At 66.7% G+C, this 22,323-nt stretch carries 13 protein-coding genes and 1 pseudogene; 10 read left to right on the forward strand and 4 right to left on the reverse strand.

All coding sequences use genetic code 11. From position 1 onward, the window contains the following. Positions 1-310: 310 nt before the first annotated feature. The 3 genes and pseudogenes from ACFQ7F_RS17065 to ACFQ7F_RS17075 all read left to right on the forward strand — a co-directional run bounded on the left by ACFQ7F_RS17065 (position 311) and on the right by ACFQ7F_RS17075 (position 3,274). Positions 311-1,780 (forward strand): non-reducing end alpha-L-arabinofuranosidase family hydrolase, encoded by a 1,470-nt coding sequence (locus ACFQ7F_RS17065; RefSeq protein ID WP_383271098.1) that lies wholly within the window; start codon positions 311-313, stop codon positions 1,778-1,780. A 186-nt stretch (positions 1,781-1,966) separates the two neighbouring features. Next, positions 1,967-3,062, forward strand: a pseudogene (locus ACFQ7F_RS17070) (integrase core domain-containing protein). A 68-nt stretch (positions 3,063-3,130) separates the two neighbouring features. Further along, positions 3,131-3,274, forward strand: a complete 144-nt coding sequence (locus ACFQ7F_RS17075) for a hypothetical protein (protein ID WP_383271100.1) — start codon at positions 3,131-3,133, stop codon at positions 3,272-3,274. Positions 3,275-4,107: 833 nt separating this feature from the next. On the opposite strand, the gene ACFQ7F_RS17080 is transcribed toward ACFQ7F_RS17075, so the two are convergent. Both ACFQ7F_RS17080 and ACFQ7F_RS17085 read right to left on the reverse strand, forming a co-directional pair. Continuing rightward, positions 4,108-4,326 (reverse strand): hypothetical protein, encoded by a 219-nt coding sequence (locus tag ACFQ7F_RS17080; RefSeq protein WP_383271102.1) that lies wholly within the window; start codon positions 4,324-4,326, stop codon positions 4,108-4,110. A 140-nt stretch (positions 4,327-4,466) separates the two neighbouring features. Further along, the gene (locus ACFQ7F_RS17085) at positions 4,467-4,868 is read right to left on the reverse strand and encodes a hypothetical protein (RefSeq protein WP_383271104.1); all 402 of its coding nucleotides are present in this window, start codon (positions 4,866-4,868) and stop codon (positions 4,467-4,469) included. A gap of 679 nt (positions 4,869-5,547) precedes the next feature. Between ACFQ7F_RS17085 and ACFQ7F_RS17090 the strand changes: the two genes are divergently transcribed. The 6 genes from ACFQ7F_RS17090 (at position 5,548) to ACFQ7F_RS17115 (ending at position 18,938) form a co-directional block, all read left to right on the forward strand. Next, on the forward strand, positions 5,548-9,741 hold the full coding sequence (locus ACFQ7F_RS17090; protein ID WP_383271121.1) for a ricin-type beta-trefoil lectin domain protein: 4,194 nt from the start codon (positions 5,548-5,550) through the stop codon (positions 9,739-9,741). Positions 9,742-9,751: 10 nt separating this feature from the next. Further along, positions 9,752-10,042 carry a hypothetical protein gene (locus ACFQ7F_RS17095; protein ID WP_383271105.1) on the forward strand — a complete coding sequence of 97 codons (291 nt, stop codon included), beginning with the start codon at positions 9,752-9,754 and terminating at the stop codon, positions 10,040-10,042. 54 nt (positions 10,043-10,096) lie between these two features. After that, positions 10,097-10,399 carry a hypothetical protein gene (locus tag ACFQ7F_RS17100; RefSeq protein WP_383271106.1) on the forward strand — a complete coding sequence of 101 codons (303 nt, stop codon included), beginning with the start codon at positions 10,097-10,099 and terminating at the stop codon, positions 10,397-10,399. A 461-nt stretch (positions 10,400-10,860) separates the two neighbouring features. Then, a complete protein-coding gene (locus tag ACFQ7F_RS17105) occupies positions 10,861-11,262 on the forward strand; it encodes an integrase core domain-containing protein (RefSeq protein WP_383271107.1) in 402 nt (133 codons plus the stop codon). 884 nt (positions 11,263-12,146) lie between these two features. Beyond that, positions 12,147-14,444 carry a restriction endonuclease gene (locus tag ACFQ7F_RS17110; RefSeq protein ID WP_383271109.1) on the forward strand — a complete coding sequence of 766 codons (2,298 nt, stop codon included), beginning with the start codon at positions 12,147-12,149 and terminating at the stop codon, positions 14,442-14,444. A gap of 975 nt (positions 14,445-15,419) precedes the next feature. Continuing rightward, a complete protein-coding gene (locus tag ACFQ7F_RS17115; protein WP_383271111.1) occupies positions 15,420-18,938 on the forward strand; it encodes a DEAD/DEAH box helicase in 3,519 nt (1,172 codons plus the stop codon). 123 nt (positions 18,939-19,061) lie between these two features. Here ACFQ7F_RS17115 and ACFQ7F_RS17120 read toward each other — a convergent pair whose 3' ends face one another. Together ACFQ7F_RS17120 and ACFQ7F_RS17125 are read right to left on the reverse strand one after the other, a co-directional pair. Then, positions 19,062-19,628 (reverse strand): hypothetical protein, encoded by a 567-nt coding sequence (locus tag ACFQ7F_RS17120; protein WP_383271113.1) that lies wholly within the window; start codon positions 19,626-19,628, stop codon positions 19,062-19,064. Positions 19,629-19,739: 111 nt separating this feature from the next. Continuing rightward, positions 19,740-20,939: a HEPN-associated N-terminal domain-containing protein gene (locus tag ACFQ7F_RS17125; RefSeq protein ID WP_383271115.1), complete on the reverse strand. Its 1,200-nt coding sequence runs from the start codon at positions 20,937-20,939 to the stop codon at positions 19,740-19,742. Positions 20,940-21,466: 527 nt separating this feature from the next. Here ACFQ7F_RS17125 and xerC point away from each other — a divergent pair. Then, a partial coding sequence (xerC, locus tag ACFQ7F_RS17130) for a tyrosine recombinase XerC (RefSeq protein ID WP_383271117.1) occupies positions 21,467-22,323 on the forward strand: 857 nt, incomplete at its 3' end.

Below are 22,323 nucleotides of genomic sequence, written 5' to 3' on the forward strand. Positions count from 1 at the left end.
GGTCGATATCTCGAACCGTGATCGGCTTCTCAGACAGGAATGGTCGAGCGATCGACGGTGGATCGTCAACACTCCCCGCAGAAGAAATTTCCGTTCCTCTCCCGAAACTTCCGGAACCCCATCGATCGACGTGGCAAATCGCCAACCTCGGAGAAGAGGCGCGGTTTGCGGCCAGATCGGAGACAGGCCTTGACCGGACGGACCCGCGTTCCTAGCTTGTGGCGTCAATGGATCCGGGAATCTTCCGGAAATTTTCGGAACCGTCTCTGCCCCTGCCTGCCGCGTCCCCTGCCCCCATGGAGGCCCTCCGATGTGGTTACGCCACTCGTCCCCGCCCCGTCTCAGACGCCTGGTCACCGTCCTGTCACCCCTGCTGCTCATGGCCGCCTTCCTCAGCGCCCAGCCCGCCGCCGCTGCGGCGACCATCGACCCCAACGCCTCATACGTACTGGTCAACCGCAACAGCGGCAAAGCCCTGGACGTCTACAACATGGCGACCAACGACGGCGCCCGCGTCACTCAGTGGCCCAGAAACGATCAGAGCCAGCAGCAGTGGCAGTTCGTCGACTCCGGTGACGGCTACTACCGCGTCAAGTCCCGCCTCTCGGGCAAGGTCCTTGACGTCAACAACTGGTCCACCGCGAACGGCGGCTCGATCGTCCAGTGGACCGACCTGAACGCCGCCAACCAGCAGTGGCGGCTGACCGACAGCTCGGACGGCTACATGCGGCTCGTCTCACGCCACAGCGACAAGGCCCTCGAAGTGCAGGGCGGCTCCACCGCCGACAGCGCGAACATCGTCCAGTACGACGACTGGGGCGGCGCCAACCAGCAGTGGAAACTCGTCAAGGTCGGCGACGACAGCCCCGGCTCGTGCGATCTTCCGTCGTCCTACCGCTGGACATCGACGGGCGCGCTGGCACAGCCCAAGTCGGGGTGGGTGTCGCTCAAGGACTTCACCGTCGTCCCCTACAACGGCAAGCAGCTCGTCTACGCGACGACGCACGACACGGGGACGAGCTGGGGTTCGATGAACTTCAACCTGTTCACCAACTGGTCGGAGATGGCATCGGCCGGCCAGAACACGATGTCGACGTCCACCGTCGCGCCCACGCTCTTCTACTTCGCGCCGAAGAACATCTGGGTGCTCACCTACCAGTGGGGCGGGAGCGCCTTCTCGTACCGGACGTCGAGCGACCCCACCAACCCGAACGGCTGGTCGTCCCCGCAGGTGCTCTTCTCCGGAAGCATCGCCGGCTCCGGAACCGGACCCATCGACCAGACGCTCATCGGTGACGGGACGAACATGTACCTGTTCTTCGCCGGTGACAACGGCAAGATCTACCGGGCCGGCATGCCGATCGGGAACTTCCCGGGCAGCTTCGGCACGACCTCGACCGTGGTCATGAGCGACACGACGAACAACCTGTTCGAAGCCCCGCAGGTCTATAAGCTGCAGGGCCAGAACCGCTACCTCATGATCGTCGAGGCGATCGGCTCGCAGGGCCGCTACTTCCGCTCGTTCACGGCGACCAGCCTGAACGGCTCATGGACGCCCCAGGCAGCGACGGAGAGCAACCCCTTCGCCGGCAAGGCCAACAGTGGCGCCACCTGGACCAACGACATCAGCCACGGCGAACTGATCCGCACCAGCCCCGATCAGACCATGACCGTCGATCCCTGCAAGCTGCAGTTCCTCTACCAGGGGCGCAGCCCCGGCTCAGGCGGTGACTACGGCCTTCTGCCCTACCGCCCGGGTCTGCTCACCCTGCAGCACTGACGGCATGACGCTGATCCGGCTCCAGCAGGGAGCCGGATCAGCGCACATGACATCCCGCCCCGCTCCGGTGCGCCTCGGCCACTTGAGACCGATGCCCGCCCCCGGCCCGAGCGGCAGTGCGCCTGCCGAAAAATGTCGTCCATACAGCTCAGAAGCCTGGTCGGTGGTGCGGCAGGATGAGCACTCGTGTTGCTTCATCTCGCCTACCTGACCGTCACCAACATGTTCGCCGCACTGCGGCTACTGCCAATGAGCGACCGCGACAAGGACGCGGAAATCCTCGCCCTGCGCCATCAGCTCACCGTCCTAGAGCGGCAACTCGGGGCGAACCGAGTCAAGTTCGCTCCGAAGGACCGGGCGTTGCTTGCCCGCTCTGCTGGCGCCGCTGCCCCGTCAGGTGCTGCGACGGCTCCGCTTACTGGTCCGGTCCGACACCGTGCTGCGCTGGCACCGCGACCTGATCAAGCGGCGCCACGCCCGCACGTGCTGGCCCAAGAGGCCCGGTCGACCACCCACGCTCCGCTCGATCCGCAGACTGACCCTGCGCCTGGTGCGGGAGAACCCGTCGTGGGGCTACCGCAGGGTGCACGGCGAACTCGCCACCCTCGGCATCCAGATCGCCGCCTCCACCGTCTGGGAAATCCTCACCTCCGAGGGCATCGACCCCGCGCCCGGCCGGGCCGCCACCGCCTGGGCCGACTTCCTGCGCTCGCAGGCCGACGCTCTCCTGGCCTGCGACTTCATCGAGACCGTCACCCTGACCGGCCAGCGCCAGTACATCCTCGCCGTCATCAAGCACGCCACCCGCCGCATGCGCGTCCTCGGCACCACTGCCCACCCCACCGCGGCCTGGGTCACCCAGGCCGCCCGCAACCTGGCCATGGACCTGACGGACACCCAAGCCACCGTCACCTACTTGATTCGGAACCGGGACGCGAAGTACCCCGCCCTCTTCAATGAAATTCTGGCCGACGCCGGCATCCAGGTCGTCCTCACCGGCGTCCGTATCCCGCGCATGAACGCGATCATGGAACGCTGGGTCCAGATCTGCCGCCACGAACTGCTGGACCGCACCCTCATCTGGAACAAGCGCCATCTGCGCCACGCACTTCGCCAGTTCGAACGGCACTACAACCTTCACCGACCCCACCAAGCGATTGATCAGGCAGCACCCCTGCGCGCCACCCCCGAACCACTCACCCGCACACAGATCACCCACCTCGACGTACGCCGAAGAGCCCGCCTCGGCGGAGTCCTCCACGAGTACCAACACGCCGCTTGAACTGCATGGACGGAGCTTTCGGCAGGCGCAATGTTCGACAATGCGGCAGCACGAAGGCGCTGAACACGGTGTCCGACCACATCATCGGGTTGGCCGAAAGCCTCTTCCCCTGGTCCCACAAGGTGACGGTCCGCAAGGCGTCGCTCCACAACTGGACTGACTTCACAAAGGGCTTCGAGCTTCCGCCGACCGACAAGAAGACCCCGAAGTAGCACACCGGACGGCGCGACGGGCGGCCCTCCGAACCCCAGGGGCCTCCGCCGTTGTCATCGCTACAAGGAAGAGGGGATTGCCCGGCCCCACATCCGTGGAGCCGACCTGGCTCGCCCCCGCGGGTGCAAGGGCGGCAACGTTCAGTTCGTAGTGCACGGACGGGCCCGGCCGACCTGCTTGCAACCTGCAGTGGAAGGCAGTCACCGTACGAACGGCACTTCCACTTAGGACCCCATCCGCATCACAGGCCAGCCATCTCGGTTGTACAGAGCATCGGATACCAGCGACAGGCCCCATCTTTCCTGTCCCGCGACGTCCAGCCACAGTCATGCCCAGCGCGATACCGCCGAGACATCGAGTCCACGCAGTCATGGGGTCGGTGAAAACCGTCAAGGGGTCGAGTGGGAGCACGACCCCATGCCGAGTATTCGGACAAGGGGGCGAACAGCGCGAACCCTTGCCTCACACACCAGACCAGTCAGCGGAAATGCTCCCTGGGAGCAACCGGATCGGGTGACCAGCCGTCGACCGTCGGTTGACGTCGCTCCCAGGCTCCCGCTCCCAGGGAGCGCAGGGAGCCGCTCCCCGCTCCCCGAATTGCTCCCAAAAACGAAGTAGGGGCCATCCGAAGATGGCCCCTACCTGCGACGTTTCCGTCGGGACGACAGGATTTGAACCTGCGACCCCTTGCCCCCCAGTCAAGTGCACGATTCTGGTTCGGAGTTCTGAAGCGCCGTTGACGGCCGTACGACGCCATACGCGAAAGTACAGCGCCGCTGGACCCGCTACCGGCCAATCCCCGACCTACCAACTTCGCGGCAGCTCAGAGGCTTCATGGAGTGGAGCGGGTGGGACTCGAACCTATCCCGGTGACGCGTCTCGCCTGCGGTTTTCTTGACGAAGCGGGCATATCAACCTCGTCCTTGCGGGCGGGACGGATGACGGCGATCCCCAGCTCGGCCATGCCAGCCTCGAAATCGGCCCCGGTGAAGCCCTTGTCGCACACCCCGGTAGTGCCCGGTTGCGGCCGCTTCTTGTCGAGAGCGAACATCATCCGGACCGCATCGCGTTCCTTGACCAGCTTCGGGTTGACCAGGCCGAGGCGGCGACTAGCCCGTCGGGGGCGCAGACCAGCATCAGCTCAGCACCCCAGTAGAAACAGTGGTGTGAGGCGTCGTGCCCGTAGCCGGCCTATCCGGCCAGGTCGGAGCGCTTCGCGGCCTCCCGCGAGGCCCCGCAGCGCACCGGAGTGCCGTCCCAGATTCGCACGGCATCCGCGCTGGAGGGGGTGCGTGCCGCCAGCCCGCGCAGGGCCACCTCCATCAGGTCGCCCGCCTCCCGCAGCCGCTGGTTGTACGCGCTTTGCGGCAGCAGCCGCGGGAAGAGATACCCGACCTTGGCCGGGGCCGCGCGCAGCCAGTGCCGCTCATCGTTGAACCGCAGCAGTAACTGGGCCACCGCCAGGCATACCAGCTCCGCGTCGGTCACCGCCATCGGATGACCGGGCCCCGAACGCGGCCTGGGCGAAGGGATGATGCCGCAGTCCGGCTCGACACACAATGCGATCAGGAAAGTGTCCAGATCGGTGGTCACAGCGCGTCCTCCGGGTCAAGCCAGTCTTCAACACCGCCGATTCTGGACACTTTTCGCACTTATGGACAGACCGCGCAGCAGCTCAGCCATCTAGGCGAAGGCAACGGACCGCCCCATCCGGATGCGATCTTGGCTTTCAGTCGTTCTGCATCAAAGACCACTCCGCGCATTCACAGGAAATGCACAAGTAACTCTCTTTCGCCACAAGCGAGTTGCGCACCTCTGAGCACGCAACCCCCGTTAGGTACTTTCGAGCCGCAGGGAACTGGCCCCTTGATCCCCTCATCGCTCACCCCTACGGTGATCGCCGTACTGACGGATCTTCACTATTCCGTCACGAATTCGCTCAGCGGCCGGGGGGCCAGTGCTGCTGCGGGAGGAAACCGGCGGCCACCGATGCCGGGACCACCTCACGGGTGGCTCCCTGCCGCGTTCCTCATGACGGGGGGACGCAGTCTTGCGTTCCAGATCACCAGGTTTCCTGCTCTTAAGACCGGGCAAGTCCGGGCTTCTCGCCCGGACGGTCCTGCTCCTCACCACGGTGGCGGTGCTGCTCACGCTCGCCGTCCACCCGGATCTGCTGAACCGGCTCGCCGGAGCGCGTGCGGCCGCCGACGACAGCGCGTACGACTGGACCCGGAGCACCGCCGCCGAGCAACTGCGGCAGGACGAGTGTCTGATGTCCGATGTGCTGCGGCTCGGCGGCCCCTCCATGACGGGCGTCGCGCAGGACGGCCTCAACCAGGATCCGGACCGGCTGCACGCCCTGGCCGACCGGGAACACTGGAAGGACACTCCGCTCGCGACGGCGTACGCCACGGACCGGAAGGCCTACGGCAAGGAGGGCGATGCCCTCGACGCCGCCCGCGGGACGTGGACGACGCCCCTGGACGGCCTCACGACACCGGCGGGATTCACCGAAACCGGCTTCCACTGGCCGCCGGGAACCTCCGGGAACGACGGAGAGTCCTTCGACTCCCAGACCGGTCTGACGAAATGGATCAGTGACCGGTTCTGGAAGGACGACGCCGACTTCTACGAGGACGGCACCCACTCGGCCGACAAGAAGACCGCCAAGGCGGTCAAGGATCTCGGCACCCCGCTCTACCGGCAGGACCCCGACCCCGGCCTGCCGCCGGACGAGCGTGCGCGTGCCCTCGCCGAACAGGCGGCGTTCAAGCACCTGACCGACGAGGCACTGGAGCCGATGGGCGCGGACAACGCCCGCCTCTTCCTGGCCTCCGGTGGTTTTCCCCGGCTGGCACCGCAGCCGGACACGGCGGAGTTCCGCATCGCGGTCGAGGACATGAAGTCCCGGTTCGCCGCGTGCGCGTGGCGCGACGCGGTCGACCCGAACCAGGTCCTGGGCGAGGTCTCGGACACCGCGACGCAGGAGTGGCAGCAGGAGATCGCCTCCCAGGCGGTCCAGCGCAACCAGATCCTGAACGCGAACAAGGACGCCACGACCGCGCTGACCGACGGCTCCAAGACGCTCAGCAAGCTGATCGGCTACTCGTGGACGGCCGATCGCCTGGCCCGCTGGCAGGACTACTGGTCGCCGGGCGGCGCGGGGACGATCGGCGACAAACCGGCCGTCATCGAGGTGCACGCCGCACGCAGCAAGTGCCTCGACGTACAGAGTTCCGGGAAGACCGACGGCACCCCGGTGCAGACCTACACCTGTAACGGCAGTGCGGCGCAGAAGTGGCTGGTCTACGGCGACGATGCCGGGCTGCACCTGCAGAACGCCAACTCCAGCAAGTGCCTCGACGTCGAGAACAACAATCCCGCCAACGGCACGATCATCCAGATCTGGACGTGCAACAGCAGCCCGGCGCAGACGTGGGAGTACAACCTGAGCGCCACCACGGCGCTGAAGAACGTCGGCACGGGCAAGTGCCTGGACCTGCACAAGTACGACAACGGCTACAACTCGCAGCTGTACGCGTGCAATGGCTCAGGACCGCAGCAGTTCGACATCAAGCCCTCCGGTCACACCGGGACCGTGCCGCCGAAGGCCCAGTTCACCCAGGCCGCCGCGGGTGTGGCGAAGGCGCGGATCCAGGCCAAGCAGCAGTTCGACGTCCTCAAGGCGCAGGCCGCCAAGGCGAAGAAGGCCGCCACCAGTTCCGACACCGCCGAACAGGCCGCTTACCAGGTCGCGGACGACAACGGTGCTCCGCGTGGCCGTGGATTGCTGGTCGGGCAGCAGAAGGCCCAGGTCACCCACGGAGCAGCCGCCGCGCTCGAGGCCATGGTCAAGGCCGGCGAGACGGCCGAGGCGGCCACCCGGGCCTCGGGCGGCGACAGCCAGACCATCGCCCAGCGCGCGGTGGCCCAGACGGCGCAGACCAAGGCGGAGTTCCGCAAGGAAGCCGCGCATACCGCGGAGGTGCAGGCCAAGGCCGCTCGGGACGCGGCGAAGGTCCACCGGGACAACGCCAAGGAGGACAAGGAGACCGCCGAGGCCAAGCTCGCCGAGACCCAGAAGGCCGAAGCGGACGCGAAGGCCGCCGCGGCGGACGCGCACGCCAAGCGGCTCGCCGCCGAGGCCGAGGAGAAGACGGCCATGGCGGAGAAGGAGACCGCCGCCGCCAAACAGGCCGAGGCCAAGGAGCACAAGACCAAGGCGCAGGGCCACGCAGCCACCGCGAAGAAGGCCAAGGAGGACGCCGAAAGCGCCGAAGGCACCGCCGAGTCGAAGAGAAACGACGCCAAGAAGTCCAGCGACAAGGCGCGCGACCTGCGCGATGACGCGTGGGACGCCGAGCAGAAGGCCGACAGCGCCCGCGCCAAGGCCGACGCCAAGGACGCCCACGCCCAGTCGCTGGACGCGGGAGAGGCGGCCGACGACGCCCGCGCGGCGGCCGACAAGGCGGACAAGCACGCCACCGAGGCAGAGACCGCGGCGAAGAACGCGCGCTCCGAGGCCGATGCCGCCACCCGTGCGGCGGCCGAAGCGGACGCCGCAGCCACCCGCTCCGAGGCCGCGGCCAAGCGGGCCCGCGCGCACGCGGACGACGCGGAGGCGGCGAAGCTCAAGGCCGACGCCGCCGTCAGGAAAGCCACCAGCTCCGCAGCCAACGCCATCCAGGCGTCCAAGGACGCCGCCTACGAGGCCGACCAGGCCGTGAAGGAGGCCGACAAGGCCGAACAGCTCGCCAAGACCGCCAAATCCCACGCGGACGAGGCGAACAAGCAGGCCATCAAGGCCCTCGCCGCATCAGTGAAGGCCGCCGGGCACGCGCACGTCACCGCCGGGGCCGCCATCGATGCCGGAAACGCCGCCCTGCAGGTGGCCCGTCCGGCCAACGACGCGATCCAGATCGGCTCGCCCTACATCGACACCGACAGCGCCGCTTCCCTGGTGGTGCTGACGGGGCAGGGCTCGAAGACGATCGCCGAACAGCAACAGGCCGTCGCCGACGCCCACGCCAAGAACGCCGATGAGGAGGCCAAGGCCGCCAAGGCCATCGCCGACAAGGCACAGGACGACACGAAGGCGGCCTACCAGCACGCCGCCAACGCCGCCGGATACGCGGCCACCGCGCGCGGCTACGCCAAGGAAGCCCTCGGCTACTCGGCGGACGCCGCCAAGGCCGCCACGAAAGCCGCGCAGTCCCTGGCCCGCACGATCGAGTACGGCAGGCAGGCCACCGAGGACGCCGAGGCGGCCGACAAGGCGGCAGGCCGGGCCGAAGGGTATGCCAAGGACGCCCGCGACTCCGCCGACGAAGCCGCCCTCGACGCGCAAGCGGCCCGGGACGCGGCGGACGCGGCCGAACAGGACGCCAAGGACGCACGCGCCGCAGCCGACCGCGCCGACGAGGCCGCGACCGAGGCCGAGCAGTACGCCAAGGACGCGAAGAAGTACGCCGACGACGCGCAGGACGCCGCGGACCGGGCCGAGCGGGCGGAGGCCAACAAGCAGGTATCCGTCGGAGCAGGCACGGGAATCGGCGGCACTTTCTACGTCGTCGACGGCATCAGGCTCACCGGCGACCCGAAGCCGAAGAACGACTGCGTCATCGACATCGGCCTCTCCGGCTGCACGGTGACCTTCACCCTCACCTTCGACGCCGACGTCGATTTCTACCTGTGCGCCAACCCCGATGTCGCCGCGAGCGAGTCCAGCTGCCCCAAGCGCGACACGGTCTATCTCGCCTCGCAGACCTTCAAGGGCCTGAAGAAGGACGTCACCCGCTACTTCACCAAGCTGGAGATCGCCCAGGACATCGTCAAGGTGATCGCCAGGCTCGCCTGGGACATCCTCGTCCAGGACTTCGTCGACTGCTACCACGGCAGTGTCAGCGGATGCGGTTGGGCAGCCGCCAACTTCATCCCCGGCAAGAAGATCGAAGACGCCGTCCAGGCCATCCGCTCCCTCGACACGGCACTCAAGGCGGGGAGCAAGACGTCCGGCGCCTGGAAAGCCGTCAAGGCATCCGGTCTCTCGTCCGACGTGATCTCCGGTATCGGGAAGCGGGCGAAGGAGGCCCTGAAGGCCTGCCGCGCCCGCAGCGCGGTCGTGATGCGCAGCGCGGCCGACGACTGCCTGCCCTTCCCCATGCTGGACGACTATGGGGAGGACTACGTACGGGGCAGGCATGTTGAGGGAGGCGCGGACATCGTGCCCAGCAAGGGCGTTTTCGACGCCGACACCGATCTTGACGATCTGGTTGAGAAGTCCTACCGGTCCAAGGCTGTCGGTCCGAACGGTAAGGGGTTCTATGAACGCAACGTCAATGCGGGCACGCTGATCGGAGTCACCTCCCAGGTGACCGGCAGCCAGCCCACATCGTGGTTCAAGCTCGTGCAGGACAAGTACGGCAGCGTACGAAGCATGTATCCGATCACGAAGCCAGTCGAGTAGGGGAAAGCCCGTGGCAGTCAGCATTTACCTGGAGACTGGGGCGCACGAGCGCGTGGCGCACGTCAGCGACGATCTGGACGAGAGTTTCCTCTCGGCATGCCACGCGGCTCCGGAGGGGAGCGTCATGAGCGGCGTCTTCTACGTCGGCGACACCATGTTCAACGAACTGCAACTGGAGCAGTTCGCCAGGGAGTTGGGCCAGATCCCCGAGGAGCGGAAGACGGACACGATCCGGCAGGTCGCCGACATGGCACGGCGGGCGGCGGCCTTGCACGGCTACGTGTTCATCGCCGGGGACTGACCGGACCGACTACCGGACCGCCCCCGAAAGACACGCTGGAGGAAGACGTACCGCATGCCCCTAGTCATCTACGTGGAAAGCCAAGTGCACAGCCGGATGGCCAAGACCTACGAGGACCACAAGGAGACGTTCCTGGCCTTGTGCGAGGCGGCCCCGGAGGGAAGCATCCTGCGCGCCGTGAACCGCCACGGCGACACCATGTTCAACGAGCTTCAACTCAAGCGGTTCGTAGCGGAGTTGAACGCACTCCCGGAGCGGGAGAAGAACGGCACGGTGCGGAAGCTCATCGCGGCGGCCGAGTTCGCGATCGCCTCCTTCGGCTACCTGTATTTCGTTGGGGAGCCCGCACGGGCCTGAGGGCCTGAGGGCCTGAGCCACTGAGAGGTGGGCGTCCCGCTTCGCGCGGGGCGCCCACCGCCGCGCTGGTCTACTCCGCACCCGGCTAACGCCCAGGGTTATCCGCTATCGACGCGTGCTGATCCTGCGCCTGGTCCGGGAGAACCCGGCCTGGGGCTACCGCCGGGTGCACCGAACTCGCCACCCTCGGCATCCAGATCGCCGCCTCCAGCGTCTGGGAAATCCTCACCTCCGAAGGCATCGACCCCACGCCCGACCGAGCCGCCACCACCTGGGCCGACTTCCTGCGCTCCCAGGCTGATGCGCTCCTGGCCTGCGATTTCATTGAGACCGTCACCCTGACCGGAAGGCGCCAGTACATCCTCGCCGTCATCGAACACGCCACTCGCCGCGTCCGCATCCTCGGCACCACCGCCCACCCCACCGCGGCCTGGGTCAGCCAAGCCGCCCGAAATCTAGCCATGGACCTGACGGAGGCCAACGCCACCCACGCGTACCTGGTCCGGGACCGGGACGCGAGGTACCCCGCTCTCTTCGATGACATCCTGAGCGAGGTCGGCATCCAGGTCGTGCGCACCGGCATACGAATCCCGCGCACGAACGCCATCACGGAGCGTTGGGTCCAGACCTGCCGCCACGAACTGCTGGACCGCACCCTCGTCTGGAACGAGCGCCATCTGCGCCACACGCTCCGCCAGTTCGAGCTGCACTACAACCTCCACCGGCCCCACCAAGCGATGGATCAGGCAGCACCCCTGTGCGCCACCCCCGAACCACTCACCCGCACACAGATCACCCACCTCGACGTCCGCCGAAGAGCCCGCCTCGGCGGAATCCTCCACGAATACCAACATGCCGCTTGAACTGCACGGATGGGGTTTTCGGCAGGCGCACTCTTCCAAGCCATCACCGTCTGTACGCCCACGACCTGGCCCTCGTTGACCGGCTCCCGCTCGGCCGGGTTCGGTACGACGGCGTCAACGGCCACCCCCTCGGCCGCGAGTTCGTCCAGAGTCTCGCGCGTCACCGTCAACCGCTCCAGCCGCAACCGCTCTGCCTCCAGCTGAGCCGTCAACGCAGCGATCCGTTCCTCGAGTTCGGCCACCCGGGCTCGCACCGCTGACTGCCGTTCCTCGAGTTCCCCGAACAACGAACCCATCTGGCACCGCCTCCTCTACCCGCACGGTAGAGACGACGCGCTCTGCCCCACACCAGAATCAGCAAAACACCAGCTCAACCATCCCCGGAAAGGATCCGCACCCTACTGCGGTACTTCCACTTCTTACGCCCCGGATCACTCCTCACAGGACTGGCCACAGGCTGCCTGCTGGCGCTCGCTCTCCTCGCCACCGCTTCGGCGACTCTTCATTCCCCGGTGGCGGCAGCCGACGGACTGCGCCGCGCCGCTGCACAACACGCCAATCCACCACCGTACTTCGACATCGAGGCTTACTGGGTCTGCGTAAACCCGACAGCCCCAGCCCACGCCTTGGACACGAAGGGCGGCCGCCTCTCCCCCGCCACGCCGTACCTCTCCTTCGGTGACACCGATGGCTCACTCGTCCTGTGGAACCGCGCGACCGGGGCACCACTGCGCATCCCCGCCAGCCAAGCCGCAACTGTGCCATGGCGCCAAGACGGCGAGGACTGCACCCAGATTCACTACAAAGTGTGCTTGATTGAGCGCATACTGTAGTGATATCGAGACTCATTGAGCCTCAAAGCACGTCCATCACGAGGGGGATCATTGAGCTCACCACGGCAACAAGATCCCGGAGTTCACTTCCCAGCGCCGCTCCCATGGCTGACACGAGCCGGGGCCACACCCCACGTCCCTGGTAGTCCGCCAGAAATCATCAGCAATCTCCGCGCCCTCCTGGCGGAGATCGCGAAGGACGGGACAATCGAACGTTCGGTCATCTGGCCCAAGGCGGACGACTCGATTTCCTTGCGGGCGGCGGTTCATGCGCTCGGCGCCTGCGGACTGGTGAAACGGGAGGGGCGCCCGACACGCCTGTCCCTCACTGACGAGGCCAGTTACTTTCTGGATTCCGGAGACGAGCTCTATCTCATCGCCCTTTTCCATGCGCACGTCAGATTCTTCGGCGAAGCGCTCGCCGCATTGGGTGAAGGGCTCGTCCATAACGAGTTGAATGAGGTCGCAGCACGGGAATACGGACTCCACTGGAGCTCACTCGACCAGGTCCGTCGACGTGTGTACTGGCTCCGCGCAGCCGGGCTCGTCGACTACTGGACCAACGGCAAGGTCGTCCCTGCGGAACGCGGCCTGCGATTCCTCGGCCGCCTGGAACTGGTGAACCCCGATCAACTTCCTCACCGCCGTCAAACTTCCGCGCAGACATTCGAACTCCCTCCACCACCGGCCCTGTTGGCCGGCGAACTGACCGATGCTGATCAGGCCGCACTGCAGTCACGCAAGCGTTCACTGGGCTATGTTGCCGGTGGCACACGGGTGCAAGCACTGGCCCGCCTGGTGAACTCAGCCGTGCCTGCGATCAAGCGAAGTGACTTCACGGCCTTCTGTTCCGGAGAATACGGCGTTCTGGAATCCTCCGCCGAACAGACGCTCGGAACCTTGCGTTCACTCGGCCTCTTGACTCAGGTAGGCACCGATACTTTCGCGGCAACAGAACTCGCCACTAGCTGCCTGGCGTCCGACGAGGCTCTGGATTTCGTTCGTCTGCTGCACCTCAACGTCGCCTTGCTGGGAGAAACCCTTGACGCCTTGGAAGACGAGGCACAAACGGCCACACTCCATCGCGTTCTCGCAGAGCGATACCCCGACGTGCAGCTCACCCGGGAAGACGTCACACGCCGCATCGCACTCTTCCTGGAGACCGGCCTCGCCGAGCGCATCGGACTTACCGTCCGGCGAACGGAGTTGGGGACCGCACTGGTCCGCACGTTGCCACTCCTCGAGCCCGCAAACTCCGACTACCCCGGCAACGCTGATGAAGGTGTTACCCAAGGAGGCTCAACCGAACCTGCCCTGACCGATACCGGCAAGTGCAGCTTCGGCTTGCTGGCCGCCGAAGTCGTACAGGCCGCCACCGACAGCGCCGACTACCAACGATTTGAACGGGCTGTTGCGGCTGCATTTCATGCACTTGGTGTCGACGTCGAAACACACGGCGGGCCGAAGAAGACCGATGTGGTCATCGAGCTATGGCAGTCACCGACCGACCGGCAGCGCGTCGCAGTCGAAGCCAAGACGGACGGCGCAGGACTGGTGACCGATCAGGACGTTAAATTCTGGAGACTGGGCGAACACCGCGAACGCCACCTGGCGCAGAGCACCCTCCTGGTCGGCCCCCAGTTCGACGCCCGGGTCACACAGGAAGCGGCGAGGGAGAAGGTGGCTCTGCTCACCGCGCGAGAGCTCGCGGATGCCGTCAGGCGCCACAGCCGTACACCACTCTCGCCTCGCAAGATCGCGGCGATGGTGACCGCCGGAGAAGAAGCAGAGGCACTGGAACTCACCTGGCGGGAGGCGGAGCGGCGGCAGGAAGCCCTGAGCCTGGTACTGCACACACTGTGGAAGAGCGGGAACGATCCCGTTGACATCCGCTACACCGCCGGGGTGCTGGGGGTCAGCGACATCTGGCGAGAAACGAAGGGAGTACTTGAAACCCCTCTGGATAGCAGCGAGATCGAGGAGGCTCTGATGTTCCTGGTGTCTCCTCTCATCGCCGGAGTGGAACGGCAGGGCGGCAACCATGTCGCCACGTCGCCCCCCTCTTTGATCGCCTCCCGTCTACGGGCGCTGGCTGCTGTCATTGAATCGGCCGGCGGGGAAGAGCCTCGCTGGAGGCGTAGAGGAGAGGAACCTCCCACTCGTCCCAAAGGATCAGGTCCTGAGCCGTCTGGGAATCCGTCTGTGCCGCGGCAACAGGATTCATGCGCAGACGTCTCAGCGCCTCTGGTCCGCGCATGGGCCAAGGTACAGGGACGCGCCGTCAACGAACGGGGCAGACTGCCGCAGAGCCTGGTCAAGGAGTACAAACAGGTCCACGGCCGTGAATGAACGACCGAGCAGAGTGGTTCAAATCTCACCGACCCAAACGATCAATGGGATCAGGGCTACCGACTCACGTGAGTCGGTAGCCCACGTCCTCAACCCACCCCTCCCCTCACCTTCGGCCGGTCCGCTGCCTGCCGCTCCCGATTCGCCAGGCCTTCCGCGACCTGGCCAAGACCATCGACCAGGACGGTGAGCCGCGCCCACGCTGCCCGGCGAGGATGGCGCTGCACCTAGCCCTGGTCCGCACCCCACACTTGCGCACCAAACAACCCCACACCGTCACCCGCGCCCTGGTCGGCCTACCCAACCAGCCCTCCGACTGGGCCTGGGACTCCGCCAGCGAACTCCTCCTCGAAGACCACGACGTCCTCATGCTCTTCGACAACGCCCTGAACGGCATCGGGACGCCCCCGACAACGACGTGCCCCAGGACGCAGGCATCGTCAATCTCTGGCAGGACGCCTGGTCCTCCCTTCGACGCGTCCGACACGGATTCCACAGAGGCCAGCTGAGCGAGGACGAACGGCGCGCGAACCGCCCGTCCTGACAACGGCCGCCTGGACGACACTCAACCTGCCCGGACTTCTCAATGATGATCACTGCAAACGGATCAACACCGCTAGGCTGCATGGGCTGTTGACATGACAAGCCGTCACCGACCCGACAGGACGGTGGGATCGGGATACCGTGAGTTCTTCAGGATGGCCGGGCGCTTCGCGTACGTCGACGACAGCGGCGGATGCAAGCGGATCGCGCGCCGAGCAAGAGCGCCGCGCTGGAATTCTCCGGATGTGGCGGGCGGCAGAGTACTTCAGTCCGCCCGCTGTGGATCGCGTTGATCCGACCCAGGGTGTCTTTGCGGCGCGTCCGGGGCGGCCGCTAGCCTGGGAGCCCGGTTCGCCGCTGTCCTCCCGGCCGCTGCATTCTCGTTGTGTCTGGCAACACACCGTCTACGCGGGAGTCTTTGACATCTCCCGGATGCGGGACGTCCTGATGGAGGCGTTCCGCTCGCCGGGCGAGGAGGCCGACTTCGACGGCCGGATCTCGGGTCAGAGCGCCTTGCTCAGCTTTACCATCAACCAGGACGGTCAGCTGATCAAGGGGAGCGTGACGCTGTCGTCCTGCGGTTGGGCAGTGAGTCGCACGCTCGCCCCCGGCCCTCAGGACAAGGCGTGGCTGGAAGGCTTCGAGGTCAGTGAGCGCACCCTCGTCGAGACGCTGCTCGATGTGGCCAACGGCCACATCCCAGTGCACCAAGCCCCGGCCCCAGGGCAGAACGGGCCGTCCGGTGACCTCGCACGTGGCGAAAATGCTCCAGAACTGTCGGGCCGTCCCGTCGCCGGGCTCATGTCCTCACTGGTGACTGCCGCGGTGAAGGGTGGAATCAGTGGTGCTGCGGAAGTTGCTGCGGCAGGGCTTGGGCTCGGGCCGATTGCGGGCGCGGCGGCTGCGAACATCACCGAGGAGCTGGGCGGCGCCTTGCTCGACCGTGCCAGGCAGAACAGTCAGGGCGACGACGACAGCGAGGGGGCGGCAGACCGGCTCGAGCCCCCGCCCGAGGTCGGCACCAAGCGCCTGGACATTCATGACCTCGTCGCCATCACCCGCTGGGTGACCCAGCAGCTCGGCGTCGGTGAGGCACTGGCGCCCGACGCGATTCGCGTCAAGAGCCAGCAAGTGCGAGAGGATCGGGCGGACGAGGCGGGCAGCGATGCGCTCATGAACAGCTTCTACGCCGAAGATCTGGCCCGGGTGGCCAACGCCGTCACCGGAGGCGACGCAGGTCGGGCTCTCGTCAGCTTCCTCACGCCCGAGGAATCCGTTGATCCGGCCACCCGGGTCGACGTACGCACCGGGCTCCTTGACGTACTCGGTGGGGTTCGGCCCGATCAGGCTCCTGCGGGCCGGTGGCCGGCCGAGTCGGATCAACCACTCGCGCTGAGCCAACAGTTCGCCGTCAACCAGATCATGAACCGACTGGGAGAGGCTGACGCGTCCGGCTTGTACGCGGTGAACGGCCCGCCGGGCACGGGGAAGACGACGATGCTGCGGGATCTCGTCGCCGCGATCGTGGTACGCCGCGCAGAGCGGCTCGCCGAGCTGGACACTCCGCAGGACGCCTTCCGCAAGAAGCCACTGACCTGGGAGACCGACCCGGTGAGTGGACGCAGATCAATCAAGAAACTCCGACCGCTGATCGACGACCTCACAGGCTTCGAGATGGTGATCGCCTCGTCGAACAACGGCGCGGTGCAGAACGTGACACTGGAGATCCCTGCCGAGAAATCCGTCGGACCCAGCTGGCAGAGGCAGACCGCCTACCTCCGGGAGCCCGCCAGCCTCCTGCTCGACTCCACACCGGCCTGGGGCGCGGTCGCCGCATGCCTGGGCAAGCGGCAGCTGCGCTCCGACTTCGTCGAGGCGTTCTGGTGGGGGCAGCCGAAGGACCGGCGGGCCCAGGTCTCCGTCAGCGGCAGCCCGCCGCGGGGCCTACGGCAACTGCTTACCGACCACATCAGCGCGGAGCGCAACGGTGCCACAACGCAGGACGATCCACCGCTGTGCGCGCTCTCCTGGGAGCAGGCCACCGACCGCTTCCGCACCGCGCGGGCGAAGGTCGACGCTCATGTGCGGGAGCGGACCCACCTGGCCGATCTGGCAGAGCGGCTGGCCGTGCCCGACCCGTTCCTGGAGTCGCTCTACTCGGGCGTCGCGGACTTCCGCCGCTCGCTGGCGGGCCTCCAGGACCAGTACGAGCGGCAGCACAACGCGGTCGATGCGGCAGTCGAACGGGCCGAAGAGCAACGCCGTCACGTAGAACGGGCGGTGGAGGTCTGTCGGGCGACAGAACAGATCGTCGGTCGAGCAGTAGGGACCCTTGAGGGCACCGAGGCACGGTTGCGAGAGCAGGACGCCCGCCACCCCCGGCCCGGCCTGGTACGCCGCGTCCTGGGCCGCGGCGCTGTGGCTCGTTGGGAGGCCCAACGGTCGCCGTTCGTCGCGCGGCTCGGCGAAGCGGATGAGCTGTTGAGGCAAGCGGAACTGGCACACGGGCAGCGTGAACACGAGCTGCTCGGCGAGCGCTACCGACTTCAGCAGCTCACTGCCACGAGCGATGCACGGCAGCGCGAAGTCGACCTGACGTTGGGGCAGCTGGAGCGCGCCAGGGCGGACATGGCCGCCGGTGAGCAACAGCTTCGCGCGCGGTTGGCGAGGCTCGATGCGGAGCGGCAAGAGCTGGAGCGGGCTCGGGAGCGGTGGGGAGCGACGTTCCCGGGCGAGGAGTGGCTGGCCGGCCCGGACGACCGAGCGGCGATGGAGACACGGGAGCTGTCGGCGCCATGGATGGATCCGGAGTTCGCCTCTGCTCGCACCCAGCTGTTCCTCGCCGCCCTCGACCTGCACCAGGCCCTGCTTGCCGGAGCCGCGAAGATCGTCCGGGAAAACCTGTTCGCCGCGATGGAGGTGATCAAGGGGTCGGCTCCGCCGGGCTTGCCGTCCGCGACGATCCTCGCGGCCTGGCAGATGCTGTTCCTCGTCGTCCCAGTGGTGTCCACCACCTTCGCTTCGCTGAGTCGGATGTTCGAGGGGGTCGGCCGTGAGTCGATCGGCTGGCTGCTGATCGACGAAGCGGGACAGGCCGCCCCGCAGCAGGCCGTGGGGGCGCTCTGGCGCAGTCGGCGAGCTGTCGTCGTCGGCGACCCGCTGCAGCTCGAGCCGGTCGTGACGCTGCCGCTGACCGCGCAGAAGCGGCTCTGTCGCCACTTCGGTGTGGACGGGCAGTGGGTGCCGGGGGCGGGCTCGGTGCAGAGCCTTGCCGACCGGCAGACGCGGTACGGGACGTGGCTCGGCGGGGAGGGACAAGGCCCGGTGTGGGTCGGTTCGCCGCTTCGTGTCCACCGGCGTTGCGATCGGCTGATGTTCGACGTCAGCAACGAAATCGCCTACGACGGGATGATGGTCTATGGGGTGAACGAGCGCCAGGACGACGGGGTGCCTCTCCACCGGAGCGTCTGGCTGCACGTGCCGTCCGCGGCGGCCGGCGGGAAATGGAACCCCGAGGAGGGCCGCTGTCTGGAGAAGACGCTGCGGCTGGTGGAGCAGCGCATTGCTGAACAGCCGGGGGCGGTGCACCCGGATGTGCCCCGGGTCCTCGGGGAGTCGGTGTTCGTGGTGAGCCCCTTCCGCGAGGTCTCGACAGCGCTGCGCCGATCGGCCGCGTCGCAGTTGCCGCAGGCACGCGTGGGCACCGTGCACACGACACAGGGCAAGGAGGCCGACATCGTCGTGATCGTGCTCGGTACGGCGGCGAACGCGTCGGGCTCACGCCAGTGGGCGACAAAAAGCCCCAACCTGCTCAACGTCGCCGTCACCCGGGCCCGCCGCCGACTGATCGTCATCGGCGACCGGACGACCTGGTCACGCCACCGATACTTCTCCGCCCTCGCCGCACATCCGCTGCTCCATCACGCGAACGCGGCCGACTGGCAGCGGTGATCTCCAAGGCCTGACAGAGCTCTCAGAAAACGCCCCCCTCTCGGCCCCCCTTGCCATCACCATGATCCTTTTCCGTACCGACGGAGCGTCGGGCGGCCGAGAACAGTACCCGGCAATGCGGCTTCAGATCGAAGCCTGATCCACACCGAGGTCGTGCCGCATGGCATGCCGCAGTTGGCTCAGCAACGCCCAGGACACCTCGATGTCCGCCTCGAACGCTACGAGTTCACGTTCACTCGTCCCCGGTTGGCCATGGAGTCGTATGAGCCGGCCATAGATGGCGTTGAGTTGTTGGTTCACATCCCGTGCCGCTGAGAAAACGCCCGGAGGCAGAATCATCTGCGCCTCCGCGTAGCTGTCCCGATGGGCCAGACGCCGGGCCTCGAGCTGCTCCCTGCACTCATCCGCATCGGTACTGGAGCGCAGGGCATGCATCAGGTTGACCTGAGCTGTCTGGTATTGGCGAGCTGCCGTATTGAAGCCGATGTAGCAAGCACGCCTCAGATCAATCAGTTCGCGACGCGCCGCCTCCGCCAGCTCGGCCCGCCGCATCTGTTCGGTGTACTGACGTTCTTCTCGCTGGGCAGATGCAAGGGCCTGCAGCTCCATCCGCTTGGTCTGATCCGCCCGTCGTTGCGTAAGGAGAGCCGCGCCGAGTGTGCCCAGAACACCAGCTACAGCTGCCGCCAAAGTAACCCACTCCTTACCCACCACACGCTCCCCCTTGCGCTCGCCTCGAATGTGGATTGCGCCCGACTCTATCGATGCGCGGGTGGGCGCTTATTGGTGCACTGCCAGCCGCTACAGCAAGGGCTGATCGGATAGCAGCGTGCTGGGGACCATCCGCAGGGCGGGATGACCGTCGGGCTCTGGGCCGGTGAGGTCGAAGCAGCGGCCCTGGGGGATGTCGAGCACGGTACAGACGCCGCTGTCGATGGCCGCGGACGATGTGAAGACGAGCCCGTCGACGGGGCGTTGCGCACTAAAGACCTTGAGCAGATACTCGGTGACGATCTGTGTGGGCACATAGGCGAGATGCTCGTGGCCGTCGGTGTCGGCGCTAATTCGCTCGGTGAACTGGTGCAGGAAGTTCAGCGCATGCCGCACATGCGACCGGCCTGTGTCGAAGATGGTCGGAACCGGAGCAAGTCGGGTGAAGTCGATCACCGTGCACGGACGGGTGATCTCGAACGCGGCGCTGGTAACACGCCACCCCCGACCGGCGACGTGCCTCGCCACTTCGTCGATCGCGGTCTGGCGGCTGTCGGCCCCGTAGAAGAGAGGGATGCCCGCCGGGCTCATCCTGTTGGGACGGCGGGCCTGTTCGGGCAGCGCGGTTCCCAACTCGCGAGCACTGAGCGGGTGTTCGTCGGCCTGATGCGCACGTGCACGCCACAGACGTTGCCCGGGGTCAAGTTCTCGCACGAGTCCTGCGTCGGGAATGAGGTCGCCGAGCGCCTGCAGGACGTCCGCGGCGGGAATCTCCCCTCCGCCGAGATAGGCCTCCTTCTCGTGCGGCGGAGCCAGCCAGAACACGTGCCGGGTCCGATACTTCACCTGCTCGCTGAAGCGCTCCCAGCCGTCCAGCAGCGCCTGGTCCCTGCGCGGTTCAATGAAGTGGCGCCGCACCCAGACATCGTCAGCCCGCGCGGCTTGCCGTACAGCCTCCTGCAACGCCCCAGGAACCAGCACGTCCGCGTACTCGTCGACCAGCTCATCGCCGTCCCAGCTCTCGGACGGCACCAGCTCGCCCCCGAAATAGGCGAGTTCGCCGCCTGCCAGTCCGTACTCTGTGTGCAGCCCATCGAAGAACGCCGCCAACAGAGTGTCGAGCGGGGCAGCCGGCCTGCCTGTGCAGTAGTCGCAGGCACCGTCCGTCACAGCATCCACGGTGATCTTCCGCGCAAGCGCTTCGTCGTCCACGCACTGAGCACAGACGTAGCCGTCACCGAAGTCCCATCCCTGCTCGACCTGCGTCTCCTCCACCTCGTACGCGCCCATGGCCCAAACCGTAGCCGAACCCAGAGGCGGCGCCCTTGTGGCGGGCTCTGGACGACCAGTTCCCGTAGCCCACGTGCCATCCAGTGCAGTCATCGATTCAGCACAGATGAAATCCTCTGTGCGAGGACTTCGCGCGCCGTCAAGAGCGCCATTTGCCCAAGCAGTGCGAGGACGACCTCCCCATCATGCTCAAGCAGCTCCGGCGCCCACGCACCACGGCCGTAACTCGAGTTCGGCGCCGCCGCTGTCCCCGATGGAAGTCTTCATCGAGAACCTCTAGCCGATCACAAGTTCACGCCGCTCCAAGTGATGTCGCTACGACTTGACGCCCAGTCGTACCCACATGTGCCGCCCTCCGCCCCGTATGGCGCACACGTCGCACCGTGCGCTCCGTCAAGGGATCCGTGCAGGTCACATGCCCTTCAGCCCCTGCTGTGGTCGTACGGTGGCCGTTCGCCGCGAACTCTGCGCGCCACAGGCTCATTCTGAAAGCACCGGTGTCACACCACGCCAAGGAAGTGATCACCATGCGCACTCACCACGCCACAGGCCGTGTCTACCGCCGCTGCGGCTGCCGCGACCAGCAGAGACACCAGCTCGGCACGCACTGCCCCCTCCTGAATACCGACCCCAACCACGGGACCTGGACCTTCGCCGTCGAGTTCCCCGCCGCCCAGACCGGCGGGCACAACCGCACCGTGCGCCGCGGCGGCTTCCCCACCCAGGACGAAGCCCGCACCGCCCTGCACCGCTATCTCGCCGGCCGCAGCATCGGGATCAGCGCCGACCCCAACCAGACCGTCGAGGACCACCTCACCCAATGGCTCGCTGCGCAAAAACTACGGCTCAAGCCCACCACCTGGATCCGCTACCGCGACTACACCCGCAACGACCTCATCCCCGCCCTGGGCGCCATCCGCCTCGACGACCTCGCCTACGAACACCTACACCACTTCACCCAGACTCAACTCGCCGCCGGACGCGGCCAACAGACCGTCTGGCACATCCTGGCCACACTCTCCAGCGCCCTCGGTGAAGCCGTCCGCACCCACCGCCTGCCCACCAACGTCGCCCGCCCCACCATCATCCCGCGCCCCGCCTCCGCAGAACGCACCATCTGGACCACCGCCCAGGCCGTGCGCTTCCTCCACCACTGCCGCACGCGCGAGCCGGACTTCGCCGACCTCATCGAGCTCCTCATCGGCACCGGGCTCCGCCGAGGCGAAGCCCTCGCCCTGCACTGGAACGACGTACACCTCGACCAGAACCGGCTCTACACCCGCTGGACCCTGTCCGCCGTCGACAACAACAAGCTCATCATGACCACCCCGAAAACCCGAAGCAGCCGCGACTGGGTCGCCCTCTCACCCCGCGTCCGCAACAT

The organism is Streptomyces sp. NPDC056486 (assembly GCF_042795295.1).
Classification (GTDB): Bacteria; Actinomycetota; Actinomycetes; order Streptomycetales; family Streptomycetaceae; genus Streptomyces.

Coding starts and splice junctions, on each gene's coding strand:
- ACFQ7F_RS17100 (WP_383271106.1), top strand. CDS start 10,097: ATGCCCCTAGTCATCTACGTGGAAAGCCAAGTGCACAGCCGGATGGCC.
- ACFQ7F_RS17105 (WP_383271107.1), top strand. CDS start 10,861: ATGGACCTGACGGAGGCCAACGCCACCCACGCGTACCTGGTCCGGGAC.
- ACFQ7F_RS17090 (WP_383271121.1), top strand. CDS start 5,548: ATGTCCGATGTGCTGCGGCTCGGCGGCCCCTCCATGACGGGCGTCGCG.
- ACFQ7F_RS17115 (WP_383271111.1), top strand. CDS start 15,420: ATGCGGGACGTCCTGATGGAGGCGTTCCGCTCGCCGGGCGAGGAGGCC.
- ACFQ7F_RS17065 (WP_383271098.1), top strand. CDS start 311: ATGTGGTTACGCCACTCGTCCCCGCCCCGTCTCAGACGCCTGGTCACC.
- ACFQ7F_RS17125 (WP_383271115.1), bottom strand. CDS start 20,939: ATGGGCGCGTACGAGGTGGAGGAGACGCAGGTCGAGCAGGGATGGGAC.
- ACFQ7F_RS17080 (WP_383271102.1), bottom strand. CDS start 4,326: ATGTTCGCTCTCGACAAGAAGCGGCCGCAACCGGGCACTACCGGGGTG.